Annotated in this window: 18 protein-coding genes; 11 read left to right on the top strand and 7 right to left on the bottom strand. The window is 72.3% G+C overall.

The genetic code is table 11. From position 1 onward, the window contains the following. Nucleotides 1-38 precede the first annotated feature (38 nt). Nucleotides 39-1,022 carry a glucosyl-3-phosphoglycerate synthase gene (locus tag AB6L24_RS22655; RefSeq protein ID WP_405657785.1) on the top strand — a complete coding sequence of 328 codons (984 nt, stop codon included), beginning with the start codon at nucleotides 39-41 and terminating at the stop codon, nucleotides 1,020-1,022. A 185-nt stretch (nucleotides 1,023-1,207) separates the two neighbouring features. Beyond that, nucleotides 1,208-2,605: a trehalose-6-phosphate synthase gene (locus AB6L24_RS22660; RefSeq protein ID WP_405657787.1), complete on the top strand. Its 1,398-nt coding sequence runs from the start codon at nucleotides 1,208-1,210 to the stop codon at nucleotides 2,603-2,605. A 408-nt stretch (nucleotides 2,606-3,013) separates the two neighbouring features. Here AB6L24_RS22660 and otsB read toward each other — a convergent pair whose 3' ends face one another. Genes otsB through AB6L24_RS22675 form a run of 3 tightly spaced genes read right to left on the bottom strand, consistent with a single transcriptional unit; the run spans nucleotide 3,014 to nucleotide 5,390 of the window. Further along, nucleotides 3,014-3,862 (bottom strand): trehalose-phosphatase, encoded by an 849-nt coding sequence (gene otsB / locus AB6L24_RS22665; RefSeq protein WP_405657789.1) that lies wholly within the window; start codon nucleotides 3,860-3,862, stop codon nucleotides 3,014-3,016. 16 nt (nucleotides 3,863-3,878) lie between these two features. Next, on the bottom strand, nucleotides 3,879-4,136 hold the full coding sequence (locus AB6L24_RS22670; protein WP_405657791.1) for a DUF3263 domain-containing protein: 258 nt from the start codon (nucleotides 4,134-4,136) through the stop codon (nucleotides 3,879-3,881). A gap of 30 nt (nucleotides 4,137-4,166) precedes the next feature. Continuing rightward, on the bottom strand, nucleotides 4,167-5,390 hold the full coding sequence (locus AB6L24_RS22675) for an extracellular solute-binding protein (RefSeq protein WP_380846777.1): 1,224 nt from the start codon (nucleotides 5,388-5,390) through the stop codon (nucleotides 4,167-4,169). Between the two features lie 752 nt (nucleotides 5,391-6,142). Between AB6L24_RS22675 and AB6L24_RS22680 the strand changes: the two genes are divergently transcribed. From AB6L24_RS22680 to AB6L24_RS22695, 4 genes are all read left to right on the top strand, one after another. After that, the gene (locus tag AB6L24_RS22680) at nucleotides 6,143-7,156 is read left to right on the top strand and encodes an ROK family protein (protein ID WP_405657792.1); all 1,014 of its coding nucleotides are present in this window, start codon (nucleotides 6,143-6,145) and stop codon (nucleotides 7,154-7,156) included. Nucleotides 7,157-7,163: 7 nt separating this feature from the next. Next, nucleotides 7,164-8,330 (top strand): N-acetylglucosamine-6-phosphate deacetylase, encoded by a 1,167-nt coding sequence (gene nagA, locus AB6L24_RS22685; protein ID WP_405657794.1) that lies wholly within the window; start codon nucleotides 7,164-7,166, stop codon nucleotides 8,328-8,330. 166 nt (nucleotides 8,331-8,496) lie between these two features. Next, complete coding sequence (locus AB6L24_RS22690; protein ID WP_405657796.1) at nucleotides 8,497-9,432, top strand: 1-phosphofructokinase family hexose kinase; 936 nt, start codon at nucleotides 8,497-8,499, stop codon at nucleotides 9,430-9,432. Nucleotides 9,433-9,495: 63 nt separating this feature from the next. After that, nucleotides 9,496-10,341 carry a ketose-bisphosphate aldolase gene (locus AB6L24_RS22695; protein WP_405657798.1) on the top strand — a complete coding sequence of 282 codons (846 nt, stop codon included), beginning with the start codon at nucleotides 9,496-9,498 and terminating at the stop codon, nucleotides 10,339-10,341. Nucleotides 10,342-10,471: 130 nt separating this feature from the next. On the opposite strand, the gene AB6L24_RS22700 is transcribed toward AB6L24_RS22695, so the two are convergent. Further along, nucleotides 10,472-11,518 (bottom strand): carbohydrate-binding protein, encoded by a 1,047-nt coding sequence (locus AB6L24_RS22700; protein ID WP_405657800.1) that lies wholly within the window; start codon nucleotides 11,516-11,518, stop codon nucleotides 10,472-10,474. Between the two features lie 251 nt (nucleotides 11,519-11,769). Continuing rightward, nucleotides 11,770-13,446, bottom strand: a complete 1,677-nt coding sequence (gene cdgB / locus AB6L24_RS22705; RefSeq protein WP_405657802.1) for a diguanylate cyclase CdgB — start codon at nucleotides 13,444-13,446, stop codon at nucleotides 11,770-11,772. Nucleotides 13,447-14,016: 570 nt separating this feature from the next. On the opposite strand from cdgB, the gene AB6L24_RS22710 reads away from it, so the two are divergent. Beyond that, complete coding sequence (locus AB6L24_RS22710) at nucleotides 14,017-14,535, top strand: flavin reductase family protein (RefSeq protein WP_030363498.1); 519 nt, start codon at nucleotides 14,017-14,019, stop codon at nucleotides 14,533-14,535. A gap of 96 nt (nucleotides 14,536-14,631) precedes the next feature. Here AB6L24_RS22710 and arfB read toward each other — a convergent pair whose 3' ends face one another. After that, nucleotides 14,632-15,075, bottom strand: coding sequence for an alternative ribosome rescue aminoacyl-tRNA hydrolase ArfB (arfB, locus tag AB6L24_RS22715; RefSeq protein WP_030363499.1), 444 nt, complete (start codon nucleotides 15,073-15,075; stop codon nucleotides 14,632-14,634). Nucleotides 15,076-15,340: 265 nt separating this feature from the next. Here arfB and AB6L24_RS22720 point away from each other — a divergent pair, with 265 nt between their 5' ends. The 4 genes from AB6L24_RS22720 (at nucleotide 15,341) to AB6L24_RS22735 (ending at nucleotide 18,385) form a co-directional block, all read left to right on the top strand. Next, a complete protein-coding gene (locus AB6L24_RS22720) occupies nucleotides 15,341-15,916 on the top strand; it encodes a TerD family protein (RefSeq protein ID WP_030363500.1) in 576 nt (191 codons plus the stop codon). A 173-nt stretch (nucleotides 15,917-16,089) separates the two neighbouring features. Then, nucleotides 16,090-16,638 carry a PadR family transcriptional regulator gene (locus AB6L24_RS22725; RefSeq protein WP_405657804.1) on the top strand — a complete coding sequence of 183 codons (549 nt, stop codon included), beginning with the start codon at nucleotides 16,090-16,092 and terminating at the stop codon, nucleotides 16,636-16,638. After that, a complete protein-coding gene (locus tag AB6L24_RS22730) occupies nucleotides 16,635-17,720 on the top strand; it encodes a hypothetical protein (protein WP_405657806.1) in 1,086 nt (361 codons plus the stop codon). Before AB6L24_RS22725 ends, AB6L24_RS22730 begins: the two co-directional genes overlap by 4 nt. A gap of 140 nt (nucleotides 17,721-17,860) precedes the next feature. Next, nucleotides 17,861-18,385 (top strand): GNAT family N-acetyltransferase, encoded by a 525-nt coding sequence (locus AB6L24_RS22735; RefSeq protein WP_405657808.1) that lies wholly within the window; start codon nucleotides 17,861-17,863, stop codon nucleotides 18,383-18,385. A gap of 137 nt (nucleotides 18,386-18,522) precedes the next feature. Here the strand turns inward: AB6L24_RS22735 and AB6L24_RS22740 are convergent, their stop codons facing one another. After that, nucleotides 18,523-19,986, bottom strand: a complete 1,464-nt coding sequence (locus AB6L24_RS22740; RefSeq protein WP_405657810.1) for a M1 family metallopeptidase — start codon at nucleotides 19,984-19,986, stop codon at nucleotides 18,523-18,525. Nucleotides 19,987-20,006 lie beyond the last annotated feature (20 nt).

A 20,006-nucleotide genomic window follows, 5' to 3' on the forward strand; every position in this document is an offset into this window, starting at 1 on the left:
TCCGATGCGCGAGATGGATCACAACCGGGAGGACGCGCGTGCTGGAAGAGGTCGAGCGCTGGCTGAGCAGGCGTTCCTGGTCCGTCGGCGACCGAGCGCCCGGCGCCCTGACAGCCGCCAAGCGTGACCTCGGCACCTCGGTGAGCGTGGTGCTGCCCGCCCTCGACGAGGAGGAGACGGTCGGCGGGATCGTCGCCGAGATCCGCGGGGAGCTGATGGAGCGGGTGCCGCTCGTCGACGAGCTCGTGGTGATCGACTCCGGCTCCGCGGACCGCACGGCCGAGGTGGCCGCGGCGGCCGGGGCCCGGGTGGTGCACCGGGACGCGATCCTGCCGCGGCTGCCCGCCGTGCCGGGCAAGGGTGAGGTCCTGTGGCGTTCTCTCCTGGTCACCCACGGTGACATCGTGGCGTTCGTCGACGCGGACCTGAAGGAGTTCTCGGCGGACTTCGTCTCCGGCATCGTGGGGCCGCTGCTCACCGAGCCGGACGTGCAGTTCGTGAAGGCGATGTACGACCGCCCGATGACGGTGTCCGACGGCCCGGCGGCCGACGGGCCCGCGTCCGGCGCGACGGCCGGGCAGGGCGGCCGGGTCACCGAGCTGATGGCGCGGCCCCTGCTGAACATGCACTGGCCGCAGCTCGCGGGGTTCGTGCAGCCGCTCGGCGGCGAGTACGCGGCCCGCAGGTCGCTCCTGGAACGCCTGCCCTTCCCCGTCGGGTACGGCGTGGAGCTCGGCCTGCTCGTCGACGCGCTGCACACCGTGGGCCTGGACGCGCTCGCGCAGGTCGACGTGGGGGTGCGCAGGCACAGGCACCAGGACGGGCAGGCGCTCGGGCGGATGGCGGCCGCGATCTACCGCACCGCGCAGCTGCGGCTCGCCCGCGCCCATCTCGTACGGCCCGAACTGACCCAGTTCGTGCGCGGCGAGCACGGCTTCGAGCCGCGGACGTACGCGGTGGACACGGAGGAGCGGCCGCCGATGGCGGAGGTGGCGGAGTACGCGGAGCGGAGGGTGGCTTAGGCGGCCGGGCGCGCCCGGCCGGTCGTCCCCCGGGCGCCCGGCGGGTCGTGACCCGGATGCCGGGCAGGTCGTATACGGTCCGCCCGTCGTCCGCCCGCAGGGTGCGGAGGGGGCGCCTCCGGCAGGGATGTGACGTTCCCCGGCCGTACGTTTGAGCGTTTCCGCGAGCGGCTAGGTTTCGGCACATGGCTTCCGAGCAGGCGGGCGCAGCCCAGGTCCTCGTCGCGTCCAACCGCGGCCCGGTGACGTACTCCCTCGGCGCCGACGGGACACTCGACGCCAAGCGCGGCGGCGGCGGGCTCGTCTCCGGGCTCAGCGCCGTCGGCGACGAGGCCGACGCCCTGTGGGTGTGCTCGGCGCTCGGCGAAGGCGACCGGGAGGCCGTGCGGCGCGGGGTCGGCGAGCCGGGCGTACGGATGCTCGACATCGACGCCGACGTGCACGCCGCCGCGTACAACGGCGTCGCGAACTCGGTCCTGTGGTTCGTGCACCACATGCTGTACCAGACGCCCCTCGAACCCGTCTTCGGGCCGGAGTTCCGCGCCCAGTGGGCCGCGTACGAGACGTACAACAGGGCCTTCGCCGACGCGCTCGCCCGCGAGGCCGCGCCGGGCGCGGCCGTCCTCGTGCAGGACTACCACCTGGCGCTCGTCCCCGGCATGCTCCGCGAGCTCCGGCCCGACCTGCGCATCGGGCACTTCTCGCACACGCCCTGGGCGCCCGTCGACTACTTCCGGCTCCTTCCCGACGACATCGCCGAGCAGCTCCTGCGCGGGATGCTCGGCGCGGACCGGCTCGGCTTCCTCACCGGGCGCTGGGCCGACGCCTTCACCGCGTGCTGCGTCGCCGTCCTCGGCGGTACGTCCGGGACCCGGATCGGGGTGCACGGGCTCGGGGCCGACGCGGACTTCCTGCGGGAGCGGGCGCGGCGGGCGGACGTCGAGGAGCGCCTCGCCGCGCTGCGGGAGCAGATCGGGCCCGACCGGAAGGTCATCGTCCGGGTGGACCGCACCGAGCTGTCCAAGAACATCGTGCGCGGTCTTCGCGCCTACGAGCAGCTTCTCGCCGAGCGGTCCGAGTGGCGGGGGCGGGTCGTGCACGTCGCCTTCGCCTACCCCTCGCGGCAGGACCTCGCCGTCTACCGCGAGTACACCGAGGAGGTGTCGCGGGTCGCGGACGCCATCAACTCCGCGTACGGCACCGAGGGGTGGACGCCGGTCGTCCTCCACGTCAAGGACGACTTCGCGCGGTCCCTCGCCGCCTATCGGCTCGCCGACGTCGCCCTCGTCAACCCCATCCGGGACGGCATGAACCTCGTCGCCAAGGAGGTTCCCGTCGTCTCCGACGAGGGGTGCGTGCTCGTCCTCTCCCGGGAGGCCGGGGCCTACGAGGAGTTGTCCGAGGACGCGCTCACCGTCAACCCGTACGACGTGTCCGCGACCGCCGCAGCCCTGCACTCGGCCCTTCTCATGCCCCCCGCGGAGCGTGCGGAGCGCACCAAACGCCTGGCGGCCGCCGCAACAGCCCTCCCCCCGACCCAATGGTTCCTGGACCAACTCCACCCCCTGACCACCACCCCCTGACCCCCCTCTTTCCCACCCGCCCACCCGTTTCCAGTTCCCCGCGGCTTCCTGGCCGCCAGTGCCACAACCGGCCGCCCGGCGACTGCGGCCCGTCAGTCGCTCCGCCGCTCCGCGGCGGGTCTCCCAACCGCCCGCCCGTTTCCAGCGCACAACAGGCTCCTGGCCGCCAGTGGCACGACCGGTCGCCCGGCGACTGCGGGCGCTCTGTGCCGGGCACGGCACATCCCTGAGCGTCTGCGCTGCGGGGCCACCTGTGCCCCCCCCCCGCTGTGGGCAGCTGGGCCGCCCAGAGGGCGATGGGGGTCTCCCCTGCTCGAGCGAAGCCGAGAGCTTGGGGGAGGGTGGGCACAGCCCAGGCCGACGGTGCCGCGAGGGCGAGGGAAGGGCGCGCCCAGGCCGGCCCCGCCGTTACGGCAGTTGCGCCGCCAACGCCGACAACAGGGCGACCACGCCTGCGGGGCCCGCGGTCACCACGTCCGCGCGGTCCGCCAGTTCCGCCACCTCGGGGCTCCCGCTGCACACCAGCAGCCCCCGCACGGCCCCGTCGGAGCGCAGCTTGTCCACGGCGGTGAAGGCGGGCACGTCGCCGAGGTCGTCGCCGGCGTAGAGGACGGACTCGGCGCCCACCTCACGTACGTAGTCGACGAGGGCGACCCCCTTGTCGACGCCGGGCGGCCGCAGTTCGAGGACGAGCCGCCCGGGCTCCACGATCAGACCGTGCCGCGAGGCCAACTCCCCCAACGGCCCCCGCAACGCGTCGAACGCGGCCTGCGGATCCAGCGCCCGCCGCGTATGGACGGCGACAGCCCGCCCCTTCTCCTCGATCCAGGTCCCGCGCCACGCCCCGATCGCGTCCAGGAACCCGGGCAGTTCGGCCCGCACGGCGGCGACGCCGGGATGCGGCTCGGCGGCCTGCACGGTCCCGGTGACGGCGTCCCACCGCTCGGCGCCGTAGTGCCCGAGCACGACGAGGTGTTCGAGCCCCGGGACCCCGGCGAACCCGCCGTAGCGGACGGCGACCCCCGCGGGCCGACCGGTGACGACGGCCACGGACCGGACCTTGGGGGCGAGCGCGGCCAGCGCGGGCACCGCGTCGGGGTGGGCCCGCGCCCGCTCGGGATCGGGCACGATCGGCGCGAGCGTGCCGTCGAAGTCGAGGGCGATCACGGCACGTTCGGGCCGGGCCAGGAGCGCGGCGAGTCCGTCCCGCCCGGCGGGCGTGCACGGCTGCGGCAGGGAGTGCGTCGGGTCACCCATGGGCCAGACCCTAACGTCAACGCTCGCCGCGCCGCGCCTGCCGAACCCGCCGCAGTCGGTTCACGGTGACCGGATCGTGGGCGAGGGCCCGCCGGTCGTCGAGGAGGGCGTTCAGGATCTGGTAGTAGCGGACGGGGGCGAGCCCCAGCTCTTCGCGGATGGCCCGCTCCTTGGCGCCGGGCCCGGCCCAGCCGCGCCGCTCCAGGGCGAGCACGGCCTTGGCCCGCGCGGAGAGTTCACCGAGGCCGGAGGCCTGTGCGTCGTCGTCCGTCATGACGCCCACGCTAACCCCGGCGCCCCCGCGTCACTGCGCGCTCTCCTCCGCGGCCGCCTTCGACTCGATCTGCCCGAGGATGGCCTCGGGGTCGCCGTTCTTGTCGACGGTCTTGCCGATGTACTTCTTGATCTGCACGGAGACCTGCGCCCAGGACGTCTTGCCGACCGGGTACAGCTGCGAGGTGGGCAGCTCCTTGAGGAACTGGCCGAGCTTCGCGGAGTCCTCCTTGTTGTCCGTCATCTCCTGCGACGCCGACGCCGTGACGGGCAGCAGGTCGTACTCGCGGGAGAATTCCAGGACGTTCTTCTTGCTGTAGACGAAGTTGAGGAACTCGCCGATCTCCTTGCGGTGGCCGTTCTGCTTGAAGGCCATCATCCAGTCGGCGACGCCCATCGTGGACTGGCCCGTGCCATTGACGCCGGGCATCGGCACCATGCCGTACTTCAGGCCCTTCTTCGCGGCCATCTGCATCAGCGTGGGGTGCCCGTTGAGCATGCCGACGTCACCGCGCGTGAACGCGGCGAAGGCCTCGGCGCGGTCGAGTTCGGCGGGCGGGGTCGGGCCGGTGAGGCCCTTGCCGACCAGCTCGTTCTTCAGCCAGTCGAAGGTCTGCACGTTCTGCTTGGAGTCGATGTCGTACGAGCCGACGTTGTCGGTGTAGCCGCCGCCCCCGCTGAGCAGCCACTGCAACGTCTCGGCCTGCGCCTCCTCCGGGCCGAGCGGCAGCGCGTAGGGGATCTTCACGCCGCGCGCCTTCAGCTTCTGCGCGGCGGCCTGGAGCTGGGTCCAGCTCTCCGGCGGCTTGATCCCGGCGCTCTTGAACAGCTTCTCGTTGAAGAAGAGCAGGCGCGTGGACGCGGCGAACGGCATGCCGTACTGCACCCGGTCCACCTCGCCCGCCTTCGAGAGGGGGGCGAGGAAGTCGGCCTGGGTGGGGATGGAGAGCAGGTCGTCGGCGGAGTACAGCTTGTCCTGCGCGGCGTAGTCGGCGTACGCGCCGATCTGGGCGAGGTCGGGGGCGTTCCCGTCCTTCACCATCTCCTTGACCTCGCGGTCGACGTCCGTCCACGAGTGCACGGTCACCTCGACCTTGATGCCCGGGTGCTCGTCCTCGAACTTCTTCGTCAGTTCGCTCCAGTACTTCTTGGAGCTGTTGGCCGAGGAGTCGCCGTAGTCGGCGGCCACGAGCTTGAGGGTGACGTCGCCGGAGTCGCCGGAGTCGCCGCCGCAGCCGGCGAGCAGCGCCGTCATGCTCAGTGCGGCCACCGCCGCGGTCAGACCTGTCACGCGCCGCTGCACTGCTGTTTCCCACCCTCGTCGTACGTTCTGAACCGCGAGTTTCCCCCGCGTCCGGATACAAGGTCTACACCACCCGAGTATCACTTCTACAACGGCCTTGCCTTATTGCCCCCTGGGACGCCCCTCAGCCCTGTCGGGGGCGCCCCCGCATCGGCGCTCCGCGCCTCGTCCTCAAACGCCGGACCGGCTCTCTCCCACCCACCCGCCCAAACTCGCACCGTCCTGCCCGACAGCCCGGCACCCCCAGCCCCGCCAGGGGCACCCCCGTATCGCGCTGCGCGCTCGTCCTCAAACGCCGGACGGGCTCTCTCCCACCCACCCGCCCCACCTGCGCTTGCTGTGCAGCAGCGCGGCACCTTCAGCCCCGAAAGCGCTCACGCCGCAGCACCTCCCCGGCCCACCCCGCAGCACCGCTCCAGCCCAGCCCGCAGCACCTTCCGGCCCACCCCGCAGCACCTTCCGGCCCGCCCCCCCAGCACCTTCCGGCCCGCCCCGGCTGTATTTCAGCCCGTCCGGCGATTGAGGACGAGGCGCGAAGCGCCGATTCGAGGGAGGACTGTCCCACCCGCACGGGACACCCACCCCCGGGGTCCAGGGGCGCAGCCCCGGTTTCGGGAAAGGGGCGGGACTGGGGCGCCCCGCGAAGGCCGACCCGCGCGCAGGTGGACTAGACCTCTCGCGGGGTCACACGCGACACTGTCCCCGTGAGACATGTCATCGCCCTGGACGTGGGCGGCACAGGAATGAAGGCCGCCCTGGTAGGGGCGGACGGCACGCTGCTGCACGAGGCCCGCCGCCCCACCGGCCGCGACCGCGGCCCGGACGCCGTGGTCGAGTCGATAGCCGAGTTCGCGACCGACCTGAGGGCCCACGGAGTGGCGCACCTGGGCGAACCGGCGGCAGCGGCCGGCGTGGCCGTACCGGGCATCGTGGACGCGGACCGCGGCATCGCCGTGTACGCGTCCAACCTGGGCTGGTCCGACGTACCCCTGCGCGACCTCCTGAGCACCCGCCTGGAAGGCATCCCCGTGGCGCTCGGCCACGACGTCCGCACGGGCGGCCTCGCCGAGGGCCGCCTGGGCGCGGGCAAGGGCGCCGACCGCTTCCTCTTCGTCCCCCTGGGCACCGGCATCGCGGGCGCGATCGGCATCGGCGGCACCATCGAGCCCGGCGCCCACGGCTCCGCGGGCGAGATCGGCCACATCGTCGTACGCCCCGGCGGCCCCCCGTGCGGCTGCGGCCAACGCGGCTGCCTGGAGCGCCTGGCGTCCGCGTCCGCGGTCAGCAAGGCGTGGGCGGAGGCCAGCGGCGACGCCTCGGCGGACGCGGCGGACTGCGCGAAGGCGGTCCGCTCCGGCGACCCCCGTGCCCTCGCCGTCTGGCAGAACGCGGTCGACGCCCTCGCCGACGGCCTGCTCACGGCCCTCACCCTCCTGGACCCGCACACGCTGATCATCGGTGGCGGCCTCGCGGAGGCCGGGGAAACCTTGTTCACACCGCTGCGCGCGGCGGTCGCCGCCCGCGTGGTCGAGTTCCAGACGCTGCCGGAGATCGTCCCGGCGGCACTCGGCGACGCGGCGGGCTGCCTGGGCGCGGGCCTCCTCGCCTGGGACCTGCTCGACGCCACCGGGCAGGCCACCGCTCCCACCGCCACCACCGCACGAGCCACGACCGACGCCACCACCACCAACCCCGCGACCCCGACTCCCCGGAGGTAACCACCCGATGGCCACTAGCAAGGTGCTCGCCGGTGCCCAAGTGGTACTGCCCACCGGGACCGTCCCGGGCGGCCGCGTGATCGTCACCGAGGACGGCCGCATCGCCGGGAGCATGCCCGCGGCCCCCGAAGCAGTCGAGACGGTCGACCTGACCGGCCACTGGCTGGTCCCCGGCTTCGTCGACATCCACAACCACGGCGGCGGCGGCGCGTCCTTCACCAGCGGCACGGCCGAGGACATCCTGCACGGCGTACGGACGCACCGCCTGCACGGCACCACCACCGTCGTGGCCTCGACGGTCACCGACGAGATGGACGCCCTCGCCCAGCGCGCGGGCCTGCTCTCCGAGCTGGCCGAGCAGGGCGACATCGCGGGCGTCCACTTCGAGGGCCCGTTCATCTCGCCGTGCCGCAAGGGCGCCCACAGCGAGGCCCTGCTGCGCCACCCGGACCCGGCGGAGGTCCGCAAGCTCATCGACGCGGCCCGCGGCCAGGCCCGCATGGTCACCCTCGCCACCGAGCTGCCGGGCGGCATCGACTCCGTACGCCTGCTCGCCGAGCACGGCGTGATCGCGGCGATCGGCCACACCGACGCCACGTACGAGCAGACGAAGGCCGCCATCGACGCGGGCGCCACCGTCGCCACCCACCTCTACAACGCCATGCCCGCCCTCGGCCACCGCGCCCCGGGCCCCATCGCCGCCCTCCTGGAGGACGAGCGGATCACCGTCGAGCTGATCAACGACGGCACGCATCTGCACCCGGCCGCCTTCGGCCTCGCCTTCCACCACGCGGGCGCCGACCGCGTCGCCCTCATCACGGACGCCATGGACGCGGCGGGCTTCGGCGACGGCACCTATCTGCTCGGCCCGCTGGAGGTCGAGGTGAAGGAGGGCGTCGCGCGGCTCACCGAGGGCGGCTCGATCGCCGGGTCGACGCTGACCATGGACCGCGCGTTCAAGCGGTCGGTGACCGTCGACAAGCTGCCCGTCGAGGACGCCGTCGCCGCGATCTCCGCGAACCCGGCGAAGCTCCTCGGCATGTACGACCGGGTCGGCTCCCTGGAACCCGGCAAGGACGCCGACATCGTCGTCCTGGACGCCGACTTCACACTCAAGGGCGTGCTGCGCAAGGGCGATTGGGTCATCGAGCCACTGCAATTTCCCGGGGGATAACCCCCGGCCCCCCAGCCGGAAGAGCAGGTCGGCCGGATTCATCGGCACCGACAGCGCATAGGCGGTTGGTCCGAGGTCTGGGCCAACCGCCTTCTTTTTGGCATGATCAGGGCCCGAAAGCCGCACACGCGCAAGCACGCGGAACCGTGGTCCCGGGGGTGAAGCAGTGATCGTCACGGTCACGCTGAACGCCGCCCTGGACATCACGTACAAAGTTCCCTCCCTCACCCCGCACACCTCGCACCGCGTCACCGAAGTGACCGAACGCGCGGGCGGCAAGGGCCTGAACGTCGCCCGCGTGCTCGCCGCCCTCGGCCACGACGTCACGGTGACCGGCTTCGCGGGCGGCGACACCGGCCGCACCCTGCGCGACCACCTCGCCCGCGTGCCCGGTGTCCGGGACGGCCTGCGCCCCGTCGCGGGCGCCACCCGCCGCACCCTCGCCGTCGTGGACGCCCGCACCGGCGACACCACCCAGCTCAACGAGCCAGGACCGACCGTCTCCCCCACCGAGTGGGCCGGATTCCTCTCCTCCTACGAGGAGTTGCTGGCCGGCGACGACGTGCGCGCCGTGGCCCTGTGCGGCAGCCTCCCGCCCGGCGTGCCGGTGGGCGCGTACGCCCTCCTGATACGCGCCGCGCGCGCCGCCGCCGTACCCGTGCTCCTCGACACCAGCGGCGAGCCCCTGCGCCGCGGCGTCGCCGCCCGCCCCGACATCGTCAAGCCCAACGCCGACGAACTCGCCGAACTCACCGGCGCCCACGAGCCCGCCCAGGCCACCCGCGACGCCCGCCGCCGCGGCGCCCACGCCGTCGTCGCCTCCCTCGGCCCCGAGGGCCTGCTCGCCCTCACCCCCGAGGGCACCTGGCGCGCCACACCCCCGGGCCCGGTCCGCGGCAACCCCACCGGCGCCGGCGACTCAGCCGTCGCAGGCCTCCTCTCCGGCCTCGTCCGCCACCTCCCCTGGCCGGACCGGCTCTCCCGCGCGGTGGCCCTGTCGGCGGCCACGGTCGCGGCACCCGTGGCGGGCGAGTTCGACGCGGCGGTGTACGAGGACGTCCTGCCGAAGGTCGCTGTGACGGGGCGCGCAGCGACGGCGTGACGAGGCCACGCACGCAACCAGCTCGACGGGCCGCAGCGGGCCCAGGAACGGGGATCGGTCAGCATGCCGCTCAGGACCACCGGTGAACTCGTCGCCCAGGCCGTAGCGGACGGCCGCGGCGTCGCGGCCTTCAACGTCATCACCCTCGAACACGCGGAGGCGATCGCGCTCGGCGCGGAGCGCGCGGGCAGCCCGGCGATCCTCCAAATATCCGAGAACGCGGTCAAGTTCCACGGCGGCGACCTGTCCGCCGTCGCCGCCGCGACCGCCGCGGTGGCCCACGCCTCCTCGGCCCCGCTCTCCCTCCACCTCGACCACGTCACCGACACCGCCCTGCTGCGCGCCGCCCACGCCGAAGGCTTCAGCTCGGTGATGTTCGACGCCTCAAAGCTGGCCCACGCCGACAACGTCAAGGCGACCGCCGACGCCGTCCGTTGGGCGCACGAGCGCGGCATCTGGATCGAGGCGGAACTCGGCGAGGTCGGCGGCAAGAACGGCGAGCCCCCGCTGGCCGCCCACGCCCCCGGCGCCCGCACCGACCCCACCGAAGCGGCCGCCTACGTCACCGCGACCGGCGTCGACGCCCTGGCCGTCGCGGTCGGCTCCGCCCACGCCATGACGGAACGCACCGCCGCCCTCGACCACGGCCTCATCCGGTCCCTGCGGGACGCCGTCCCCGTGCCCCTGGTCCTGCACGGATCGAGCGGCGTCCCCGACACGGAGATCCGTACGGCCCTCGCGTCGGGCATGACGAAGATCAACGTGGGGACCGCCCTGAACGCGGCGTTCACGGGCGAGGTACGCGACTACCTGGCGGCGGACCCGAGCGGGGTCGACCCCAGGAAGTACCTGACCCCGGCCAGAGAGGCGATGGCCGGGGTGGTGGAGTCCTTCTTGCGGCTCCTTTGAGCCGGCCCGGAGCCTTCCTGGGGCTCATGTGAGCCCGTCCGGCGATTGAGGACGGGGCGCGAAGCGCCGATACGGGGGGGTCCGGGGACGGAGCCCCCGGTCTCGGGAAGGGGCGGGATCGGGGAACGCCTTACTCCTTGACGTGCCCGGCCTTCAACCACACCCGGTCAAGCACGGCGTCACACTTGTCCCCCGCCTGGCAGGACACGGACACCGTGTTGGTCCCCTTGTTGAGCTGGACGAAGGCGAACGTCTTCGTCCAACCCTTGTCCCAGGCACCTTCCTTGGCCCCGGTGAAGTTGTCCATGTTGAGCTTCCGCCCGGACGCGGTCCCGTTGATCCCCAGCGTGGTCTCGGCGGCCTTGCCGGGCACGGAGTACCCCACGAAGACGGTGTAGGCCCCGCTCTTGGGAATCCCGTCGACGGTCCACGTCACCTGCGCACCGGGCTTGTCGAGCCCCGCCACGTACACCCCGCCCGCGGACTGCGCGCCCTCGATGTCGGACGCGGTGGTGGTGCCGCCCTCCAGCTTGAGGGCCTTGGCGTCGGACTTCGGCAGCTCGGCGTCGTCCTTGTCGTCGTCCTTCGGCGCGGAGGGGCTCGGCGCGTCGGTCTCGGACTGGCTGACCTTGGACCCCGGCTTCTTCGCGTCGTCCTCGCCGCCGTCGTCACCCCCGCCGAAGACCATCGCGGCACCGATCCCGACGGCCACGACGGCCACGACGGCGATGGCGCCGATCAGCAGCCCCTTGGTGTTGGGCCCGCGGCCACGGCCACCGCCACCCGCGGGGGCGTACGAGCCGGGCGCTCCGGGCCCGCCGGCCTGCCGCATGGACGCGGTGACGCCGGGCTGCGCCTCGGGCGCCGCGTAGTGGGCGTTGGGCTGTCCGTAGGCCTGCTGCGGGGGCTGCCCGGGCTGCTGACCGTACGCGGGCTGTTGACCGTACGCCGGGGCCTGGCCGTAGGCGGGAGGCTGGCCCTGGGCCTGCTGCCCGTACTGGCGCTCTCCGACCGCGCGGACGTGGTTGTACGAGGACCGCGGCCCCGGGTAGCCGTACCCGCCGCCCGAGGGCGGTGTCGCACCGGCCGCCTGGCCGTCTGCGTACAGGTAGCCGAACGGGTCGTCATCGCCCTCTGGCGCGCGCGGCGTGTGCTCGCCGTTATTGCCGGGCGTCATTCGCAGGTCACTCCCTCGCATCGCGGATGCGGGCGAGCCTACCCGCTCCGGGTGACCGCCCGAGTTGACGTTGACTTCTTCCAGGACACAGGCGGGGGCAGGGGCGGCGACATCGGCCGGAACACCGTCGGTCGCGCCCGCCGGGGCGGCCGCGCCGGGGCGCTCCGCCCACCGCATCCGTTACCGCGTACGGGAGTTCACACCCCGTACCGCGCACGGCGCACCGGCCGCGCACCGCTGTGTGCGCACGCTCACCCGGCCCGCCGGTGCTGCTTGGCCCGCGACCTTTTCTCCACATACATCCGCTGGTCGGCGGAGTGCAGCACTTCGTCCGCGGACATCCCGCAATGTGCCCATCCGATGCCGAAGCTGGCGCCGACGCGCACCGCGCGCCCGTCCACCCTGATCGGCGGGATGATCGCGTTCCGCAGCCGCACCGCGAGGTCCTGCGCGTCGGCCCGGCCGAGCCCGTCGGCGAGCACCACGAACTCGTCGCCGCCGAGCCGCGCCACCGTGTCCCCGTCCCGGACCCCGCTGGTCAGACGGCGGGCGACCTCGATGAGGACGGCGTCGCCGGTGTGGTGCCCGAAGCGGTCGTTGATCGACTTGAAGCCGTCGAGGTCGCAGAAGAGGACGGCGAGGCCCTTGGTGCCGTCGTCGGGGGCGGACTCCTCGGGCGGGGCAACCGTATGGACGTGGTGGTCATAGCCGTCGCCGTGCGCCCCCGCGTGCACGCCCCCGGAGGGCCCGTGCCCGTGCCCGATGGCATGCCCCGACGCGTAGAGCCCGCTGTTGTCGTACGCCGCGTCCAGCGAGTCCACCGTGGACGGCTGACCCGCGTGCGGCCTGCGACAGAGCCGGGAGCTGAGGCGGGCGCGCAGCTCCGCGGAGTTCGGCAGTCCGGTCAGCGAGTCGTGCGAGGCGCGGTGCGCGAGCTGCAGCTCGCGGCGCTTGCGCTCCTCGATGTCCTCGACGTGCGTGAGCAGGAACCGGGGCCCGTCCGCGGCGTCCGCGACCACCGAGTTCCGCAGCGACACCCACACATACGTCCCGTCGCGCCGCGCGAACCGCAGCTCGGCCCGCCCGCCCTCGGCCGACGTACGAAGCAGCGTCCCGATGTCCTCGGGGTGCACCAGGTCGGAGAAGGAGTAGCGGCGCATCGCGGACGCGGGGCGGCCGAGCAGCCGGCACAGCGCGTCGTTCGTGCGCAGGATCCGCCCGTGCTGGTCGCCGCCCATCTCGGCGATGGCCATGCCGCTCGGCGCGTACTCGAAGGCCTGCCGGAAGCTCTCCTCGCTGGCGCGCAGCGCCTGCTGCTCGCGCTCCAGGCGGACCAGGGCGCGCTGCATGTTGGCGCGCAGCCGGGCGTTGCTGATGGCGATGGCGGCCTGGAAGGCGTACATCTGGAGCGCCTCACGCCCCCACGCGCCCGGGCGCCGCCCGTTGCGCGGCCGGTCCACGGAGATCACGCCGATCAGCTCGCCGCCGGACGACCCCGTCGCGTACATGGGCGCGAAGAGCCGGTCGGAGGGGTGCCACTCGTCCTCGAAGCGGGGCTCGGGGCCCTCGGTGTACCACTGCGGCACGTCGTCCTCGTCGAGGACCCAGCCCTCCGTGTACGGGATGAAGCGCAGCGCCCCCCAGGCCTCGCCCATGGTCAGGCGGCGCTCCCAGGACTCCCGGGAGCCGACCCGGCCGGTGATCAGGGCCTCGGCGGCCGGGTTGCCCGCGAACGCGGCGACGACGAGGTCGCCGTCCGGGCGTACGAGGTTGACGCACGCCAGTTCATAGCCAAGGCCGTTGACCACGCCGTCGGCGACGGTCTGCAGCGTGTCCGCGAGGCTGCGGGCCGTGTTGAGGTCCGCAACCACCTGATGCAGCTGCCGCAGGGTCGCAAGACGGACGTACGGCTCCGACTCGGTCTCCATGCTCGCTCTCCCCGAGACCTCGACAGCAACTCCAGGATCCGCAGCTTCCTCAGTGTCCGTAACTCTGACTCTCCACCGTGCGTTCCTTCGCGCCCCGTCGCGCTGTGGCGCCCGGCGTCTGTGCCTGTACGTGCCTGTTCCGTGCCTGTCCGATTGCCACCGTCACTGAATCACAGCGAGCTGCCCACCCGGTACACAGGGTCAACAAAATATGGGCCCTGTGACTCAAGTCACAGGTGAGAGGTCCGATTTGAGCCCTGGAGTTGAGCCAAATTTGAGCTATGCGGAGGGTGGTGCACAAGCCTTGGCCAAGGGGCCGCGGGACTGCACCATGGCCGCCGGGCCCGCCGGAGTCCCGACCCGGATCCCCGCCCCGGAGTCCCGCGCACCATACGCCTCCGCGGAGCCTCCCGTCCCGGGAAGTCCTAGGTCTCGCCCTAGGTCCTCCCTCGGCCCGGGGTCCGATGCGGAGCGCCCGAATCCGCGACTAGCGTCAACAACGTGGCTGCCGACCTGACCATCAAGACCCAGACCCCGACCCGGGCCTCGTCCACCCCTCATCCTGTGGGGGTGAGCAACGACGAGTTCCGCGCCGCCATGTCCCGCCTGGCCGCGGGCGTGGTCCTGGTGACGGCCCAAGAGCCCCCGCTGGACCCGGACGACCCGACGGCCCCGGGCGGCGAGGACGTCGGCATGACGGCGACGGCCTTCCTCTCCGTGTCCCTGGATCCGCCCCTGGTCATGGTCAGCCTGCGCGAGGGCTCCCGCATGGACGACCTGCTCGCGGAGCAGCCACTGTGGGCGGTGTCGGTCCTGACCGAGAGCCAGCGGCACATCGCGGGCCGCTTCGCCATGAAGGGCCGCATCAGCGACCGGCTCCTCTTCGAGGACATCCCCTACGTACGCGGCGACATCACCGGCGCCCCCCTCGTCGGCGGCGCCCTCGCGACCCTCGAGTGCCGCACGGAACAGACCGTGACGGCGGGCGATCACACCCTGGTCATCGGCCGCGTGCTCACGGCGGAACTGCCGAGCGCGGACGGGGGCCCACTCCTGTACTTCAAGGGCCGCTACCGGCAACTGGGCTAGCCGCCCACACGGCACCCCGGCCCGGGCGCGGGCCCCGGCCCGGGCGAACCGGACCCGCGCGAACCGGATCCAGGCGGCCCGGATCTGGACCTGGGCCTACCCCCAGTCCTTCCCCGACCGCCCCTGCTTGGTCTCCCCGCGCCGCTTCTTCTCCCGCAGCCGCCGCTCGTTGATCCCGCGCGGGATGCGGGTGGCGCGGCGCGGCTTGGGCGGCGGAGCGGTGGCCTCCGCGAGCAGGGAGGCGAGGCGCGTGGCCGCCATCTCCCTGTTCCGCCACTGCGACCTGTGCTCACTCGCCCGTACGCTGATGACGCCGCCCACGAGCCGCGACTCGAGCCGCTCCAGCGCCCGCTGCTTCCACACCTCGGGCAGCGCCTCCGTGCGCGCGAGGTCGAAGCGCAGCTCGACCTGCGAGTCACTGGTGTTGACGTGCTGCCCGCCGGGCCCCGAGGACCGCGAGAAACGCCACATCAGCTCGGCCTCGGGCAGCGAGACGGAGCCACGGATGACGTAAGCGCGGTGACCGGACATGTGCTCCATGGTCCCGCGTACGAACACCCCACGTCACCCGTTTTTCCCGCCCGCACCCCACCGACCCCCGACAACCACCTCCAGGTCGGCTTCAAGGGGCAGCGCGGGGCCCGCATGGAACGAGTAAAGAAAGTAAAGACAGTCCTCGGCATATGGAACCTTCGATACCCCCCTCGGCGTTCATAGGGGTGTCGGTAGCTTCGTCCCAGCACGAAGCCCGCAAAGTACGCACGTACTACACGGTTGTACTCACGCTAGGAAGGGACTCCCAACAATGGCTGTAAGCCTGTCCAAGGGCGGCAACGTCTCGCTCACCAAGGAGGCACCTGGCCTGACCGCCGTCACGGTCGGCCTCGGCTGGGACGTCCGCACCACCACGGGCACCGACTTCGACCTGGACGCCTCCGCCATCGCGGTGAACCCCCAGGGCAAGGTCTACTCCGACGCCCACTTCGTCTTCTTCAACAACAAGGCGACGCCGGACCAGACCATCGTCCACACCGGCGACAACGTCACCGGCCAGGGCGAAGGCGACGACGAGCAGATCAACGTCAACCTCGCGGGCCTCCCCGCCGACGTCGAGAAGATCGTCTTCCCGGTCTCGATCTACGACGCCGAGAACCGCTCGCAGAACTTCGGCCAGGTCCGCAACGCGTTCATCCGCATCGTGAACCAGGCCGGCGGCACCGAGATCGCCCGCTACGACCTCTCCGAGGACGCCGCCACCGAGACCGCCATGGTCTTCGGCGAGCTGTACCGCAGCGGCGCCGAGTGGAAGTTCCGCGCCGTCGGCCAGGGCTACGCCTCCGGCCTCGTCGGCATCGCGCAGGACTTCGGCGTCAACGTCTGAGGTTCCACCGCGTAGCGGACCAGCACCACGCAAGGGCCCCGACCCCACCAGGTCGGGGCCCTTCGCCATGCCCCCACCCACTTCCCCCAACCCCCACTGGCACTAGCCCCTCTCCCCGACTATTCTAAATTCCCAACTAGTCGGCGTGGCCGGAGAGGAAGGGGGACCCCGGAATGCCGAAACCACCGAAGGCAACCGCCACCACGGGCCCGAGCACCAGCGTCGGCGCCGGCAGCGGCAGCGGCAGCGGCAGCGGCAGCGGCAGCGCAGGGTCCAACGGCACGGGGACCAGCACCGCAGGGACCAGCGCCGCAGGGGCCAGCGCCGCACCCGGCACCGTCCACACCGCCTGGACCCGAGCCGCCCTGCCCCTCTGCCTCCTGGCCATCCTCGACACCGAGAAGCAGAGCTACGGCTACGCCCTCCTCAACCACCTCGCCACCGCCGGCCTCGACGGCGTCAAGGCCGCCACCCTCTACCCGGCCCTCACCCGCCTCGAAGAGGACGGCTCCGTCGAGATCGAGTGGGGTGCCGGCGAGGGCGGCCCCGGCCGGAAGTACTACCGCATCACCGACGCGGGCCGAGCCCGCCTGCACCACGACCGCACCGCCTGGGCCGCCTTCACCCACTCCGTCGCCGCCCTCACCGGAACCGACGCACCCAGCGAGCCCGGCACGGCACGGCCCACACCTCACGCAGCGGAACCGGGGGAACCGACATGACCAAGGACCGCCACCCGAAGCTCACTTGGGAGCGCAAGGAGGACGAGGCCTGGGCCGCCTCCGTCAAGGTGCGCCTCGTCCTCGACCACGACGCCCCCGCCGGCCTCGCCGACGACGTCCTCGCCGAGGCGCACCAACTCGTCCACGAGGAGAGCCGCCCCGCCCTCGATCTCCTCGGCGACCCCGACGCCTACGCCCAGTCCGTCGCCGACGAACGCATCCCCGAGGAACACCGCGCCCGCGGCGACGCCCACGGCCTCACCCCCGGCGAACGCGTCTCCGGCTCCTTCGTCACCCTCGGCACCGGCGGACTGCTCTTCTGCGGCTTCGAGTGGCTCCGCGACGGCCTCTGGGTCGGTATCGGCTGGCCCTCCTTCACCATCACCGCGGCCGTCGTCCTCGGCGCCTCGCTGGCCGCCGCTGCCCTCGCCACCCGCGTCGCCGGCCGGGTCCGCGGCGCCTGGTACTTCGCAGCCGCCGCAGCCGGAGCCGTCTGCACGGGCGTCGGCGTCACCCCCTTCGTCCCCGCGGGCGAGCTCTTCGCCGTCCCCGCCCCCGTCCTGATGCTCGTCTGCCTCGCCGTCATCGCCGCCGCCGTGAAGTTCCCCGACCCCACCATCGACCGCTGGTTCGCCGCCGCCCCTCGCAGTGGCGACGACGAGGCCTGGTTCACCCACCTCGACGGCCTCCTGCGCGGCCGCCACGCCATGCCGTCCGCCGAGGCCCGCGACCACATTCGCGAGGCCCGCCACCACCTCGCCTCCACTCCCGGCACCGAACCCGCCGCCGACGTCTTCGGCGACGTCGAGGTCTACGCCCTCCGCCTCTCCGAAGGCCCTCGCCGCAACCAGCGCCTCGCCCGCCGCCAGTTCTACGGCTCCTGCTTCCTCGCCGTCTGCCTCACCATCCTGCTCATCGACAACCTGACCGACTCCGACACCTCCCCCTTCTGGCTCGCGGTCAACACGGGTGCCCTCGGCGCGACCCTCTGGTCCCTCCTCGGCGAATGGCGCCGCTCCACCAAGCGCCCCACCCCCACCCCGGACCCCGGCAACTCCCCGTCCCCCGGCTCCCCGTCCTAGCCGCGGCCCCGCTCCCCGCCCTAGCCGCGCCCCGGCTCCCGGCCTTAGCCGCGGCCCCTGGCCCCGCCGTCTCACACAGCTGGCCCTATCCCTTCCTGGACGCCCACCCGTTCCCCTCCCGGCCGGTTAGCCTGCGCCGCATGCTCCTCGAACCGCTCGCCTCCGCCGCCGACGGCACCTCCCCCGGCGACCTGCCCGGCCCTCTCCTCACGGAACTCACCGCCCTCTACGCCTCCAACCACGAGTTCTTCGCACTCAGCGGAGACTTCCCGGACGCACACCACATCAGCACCGAACAGGTCGCCACCGCCCTCGCCGACGAACTCTCCCAACCCGGCGCCGAAGTGCTCATCGGCCGCTCCGAGGGCCGGCTCATCGGCGTCGTCGTCACCCTCGCCCACCATCCCGACCCGGCCGACCCCGACCCCTGGATCGGCCTCCTCCTGGTGGACGCCCGAGTCCAACGCACCGGCCTCGGCCGCCGGTTGGCCACCGCCACCGAGGACCGCTTCCGCGCTGCGGGCCGCAGCGCCGTGCGCCTCGCCGTCCTCGACAACAACCCGAAGGCCCTCGCCTTCTGGACCACCCTCGGCTACGAGCTCCTCGACCATCGCGAGGACACCCAACTCGGCCGCCCCTGCGCCGTATTGCGCAAGACTCTGTGAGCGCGGGGCGCGGGGCGCGGGGCGGCGCAGGTGGTGGCCGGGCTCACTGGACCTCTGTCCCCTGAGTCGGCGGCCTGTTGTCCGGTGCCCTTCTGTCCACTGCCCTGCGGTCGGGTGCGGGCCGACGCCTCCTGGGCCTACGGGTTGTCCGGCTTTCCATCCCCGTAGAGCCAGTCCGCCCACACCTTCTTCAGTTCCTCGCGCGCTTCATCGTCCCCCGCGTGCTTCTCGACGTAGGTCGTGAAGTCCTTGGTGTTCGCGTTCGCATGGCGGTAGGTCTTCGTCCAGCCCTGGATGATGTCGTAGAAGGTGTCGTCGCCGACCGTCTCCCGGATCTTGTGGATCACCATCGCTCCCCGGTCGTACACCGGATCATCCGAGATGCTCGCGGCGTCCGGCTGCCTCGCCGGCGGGAAGTCCCAGAGGTCTTCGTCTTCCCCTTGCTCATACAGCGCGTCGAAGATGTCCTGCGCGCTGTCCTCTCCGTTGTCCTCCTCCCACAACCACTCCGCGTAGCTGGCGAGGCCCTCGTTCAGCCACATGTCCTGCCATGTCTTCGGCGTGACCGAGTTGCCGAACCACTGGTGTGCCAGCTCGTGGACAAGTGTCGAGGTGTCGACCTCGCTGGAGGGGAACACCGGCTTGGTCTGGGTCTCCAGGGCGTAGCCCAGGTTCACCCGGTCGTCGACGATCGCTCCGGTCGAGGAGAAGGGGTAGGTGCCGAAGTTCAGCTCCGCCCAGTCCATGATCTCGGGGATCTTCGAGAGGACCTTCTCGGTCTTCTTGTACTTGCCGTCCGGCAGTGTCGGGTCGATCGCAGTGAACACCGGGATGCCGGAGTCCGACTTGGCCGTCATCGACTTCTTGGTGTCGTACTTGCCGATCGCCACGGTCGCCAGGTAGGTCGCCATGGGCTCGGCGTTGTGCCAGGCGAACGTGGTGCGGCCGTTCGTCGTGGTCTCGTGCGTCAGCTCGCCGTTGGAGATCGCCTTCAGCCCCTTGGGCACGGTGATCTTTATGTCGTATGCGGCCTTGTCGCTCGGGTGGTTGTTGCTCGGGAACCACGCCATCGAACCGGCGGGCTCGCCGACCGCGAGCGCACCCTCCTCTCCCTTCAGCCAGCCTTCCTTCGATCCGTCCGCATCGGTCACCGTCTGCGGCGTCCCCGAGTAGCGAACGGTCGCGCGGAACGTCTCGCCTCGGTCAAGGTCGTCACGCGGCCGCACGGTCAGCTCGTCACCGGCGCGGTTGAAGCGGGCTTCCTTGCCTTCGACGGTGACCTCTTTGACCTCCAGGCCCTTGAGGTCGAGGTTGAAGGCGCTGAGCTTCTTGGTGGCACGGGCTGTGATGTCCGCCGTGCCGGTGAGGTGGCGGTTCTCCGGGTCGTAGCCGAGGGTCAGGCCGTAGTGCGTCACGTCGTACCCCCCGTTGCCGAGCTTCGGGAAGAACGGGTCGCGCACACCTGCGGCGCCGGGCGTTCCGTCGACCCCGCCGCCGGTGCAGGCGGTGAGGGCGGTCAGCGTCAGGGCGGCCAGGGCTGCGGGGGCGATACGGCGGGCGCGGGGCCCCTTGGTCAGAGGGGCGGTGGCTCGGTAGTTCACCTCGGTGATCCTATGGCCAC

Origin of the sequence: Streptomyces sp. RK9 (assembly GCF_045070545.1) — a bacterium.
Lineage (GTDB): Bacteria > Actinomycetota > Actinomycetes > Streptomycetales > Streptomycetaceae > Streptomyces > Streptomyces alboflavus.

Coding starts and splice junctions, on each gene's coding strand:
- AB6L24_RS22730 (WP_405657806.1), top strand. CDS start 16,635: ATGACCAAGGACCGCCACCCGAAGCTCACTTGGGAGCGCAAGGAGGAC.
- cdgB (WP_405657802.1), bottom strand. CDS start 13,446: ATGGAGACCGAGTCGGAGCCGTACGTCCGTCTTGCGACCCTGCGGCAG.
- AB6L24_RS22735 (WP_405657808.1), top strand. CDS start 17,861: ATGCTCCTCGAACCGCTCGCCTCCGCCGCCGACGGCACCTCCCCCGGC.
- nagA (WP_405657794.1), top strand. CDS start 7,164: ATGGCCACTAGCAAGGTGCTCGCCGGTGCCCAAGTGGTACTGCCCACC.
- AB6L24_RS22695 (WP_405657798.1), top strand. CDS start 9,496: ATGCCGCTCAGGACCACCGGTGAACTCGTCGCCCAGGCCGTAGCGGAC.
- AB6L24_RS22670 (WP_405657791.1), bottom strand. CDS start 4,136: ATGACGGACGACGACGCACAGGCCTCCGGCCTCGGTGAACTCTCCGCG.
- AB6L24_RS22720 (WP_030363500.1), top strand. CDS start 15,341: ATGGCTGTAAGCCTGTCCAAGGGCGGCAACGTCTCGCTCACCAAGGAG.
- AB6L24_RS22700 (WP_405657800.1), bottom strand. CDS start 11,518: ATGACGCCCGGCAATAACGGCGAGCACACGCCGCGCGCGCCAGAGGGC.
- AB6L24_RS22660 (WP_405657787.1), top strand. CDS start 1,208: ATGGCTTCCGAGCAGGCGGGCGCAGCCCAGGTCCTCGTCGCGTCCAAC.
- AB6L24_RS22675 (WP_380846777.1), bottom strand. CDS start 5,390: ATGACGGCGCTGCTCGCCGGCTGCGGCGGCGACTCCGGCGACTCCGGC.
- AB6L24_RS22725 (WP_405657804.1), top strand. CDS start 16,090: ATGCCGAAACCACCGAAGGCAACCGCCACCACGGGCCCGAGCACCAGC.
- arfB (WP_030363499.1), bottom strand. CDS start 15,075: ATGGAGCACATGTCCGGTCACCGCGCTTACGTCATCCGTGGCTCCGTC.
- otsB (WP_405657789.1), bottom strand. CDS start 3,862: ATGGGTGACCCGACGCACTCCCTGCCGCAGCCGTGCACGCCCGCCGGG.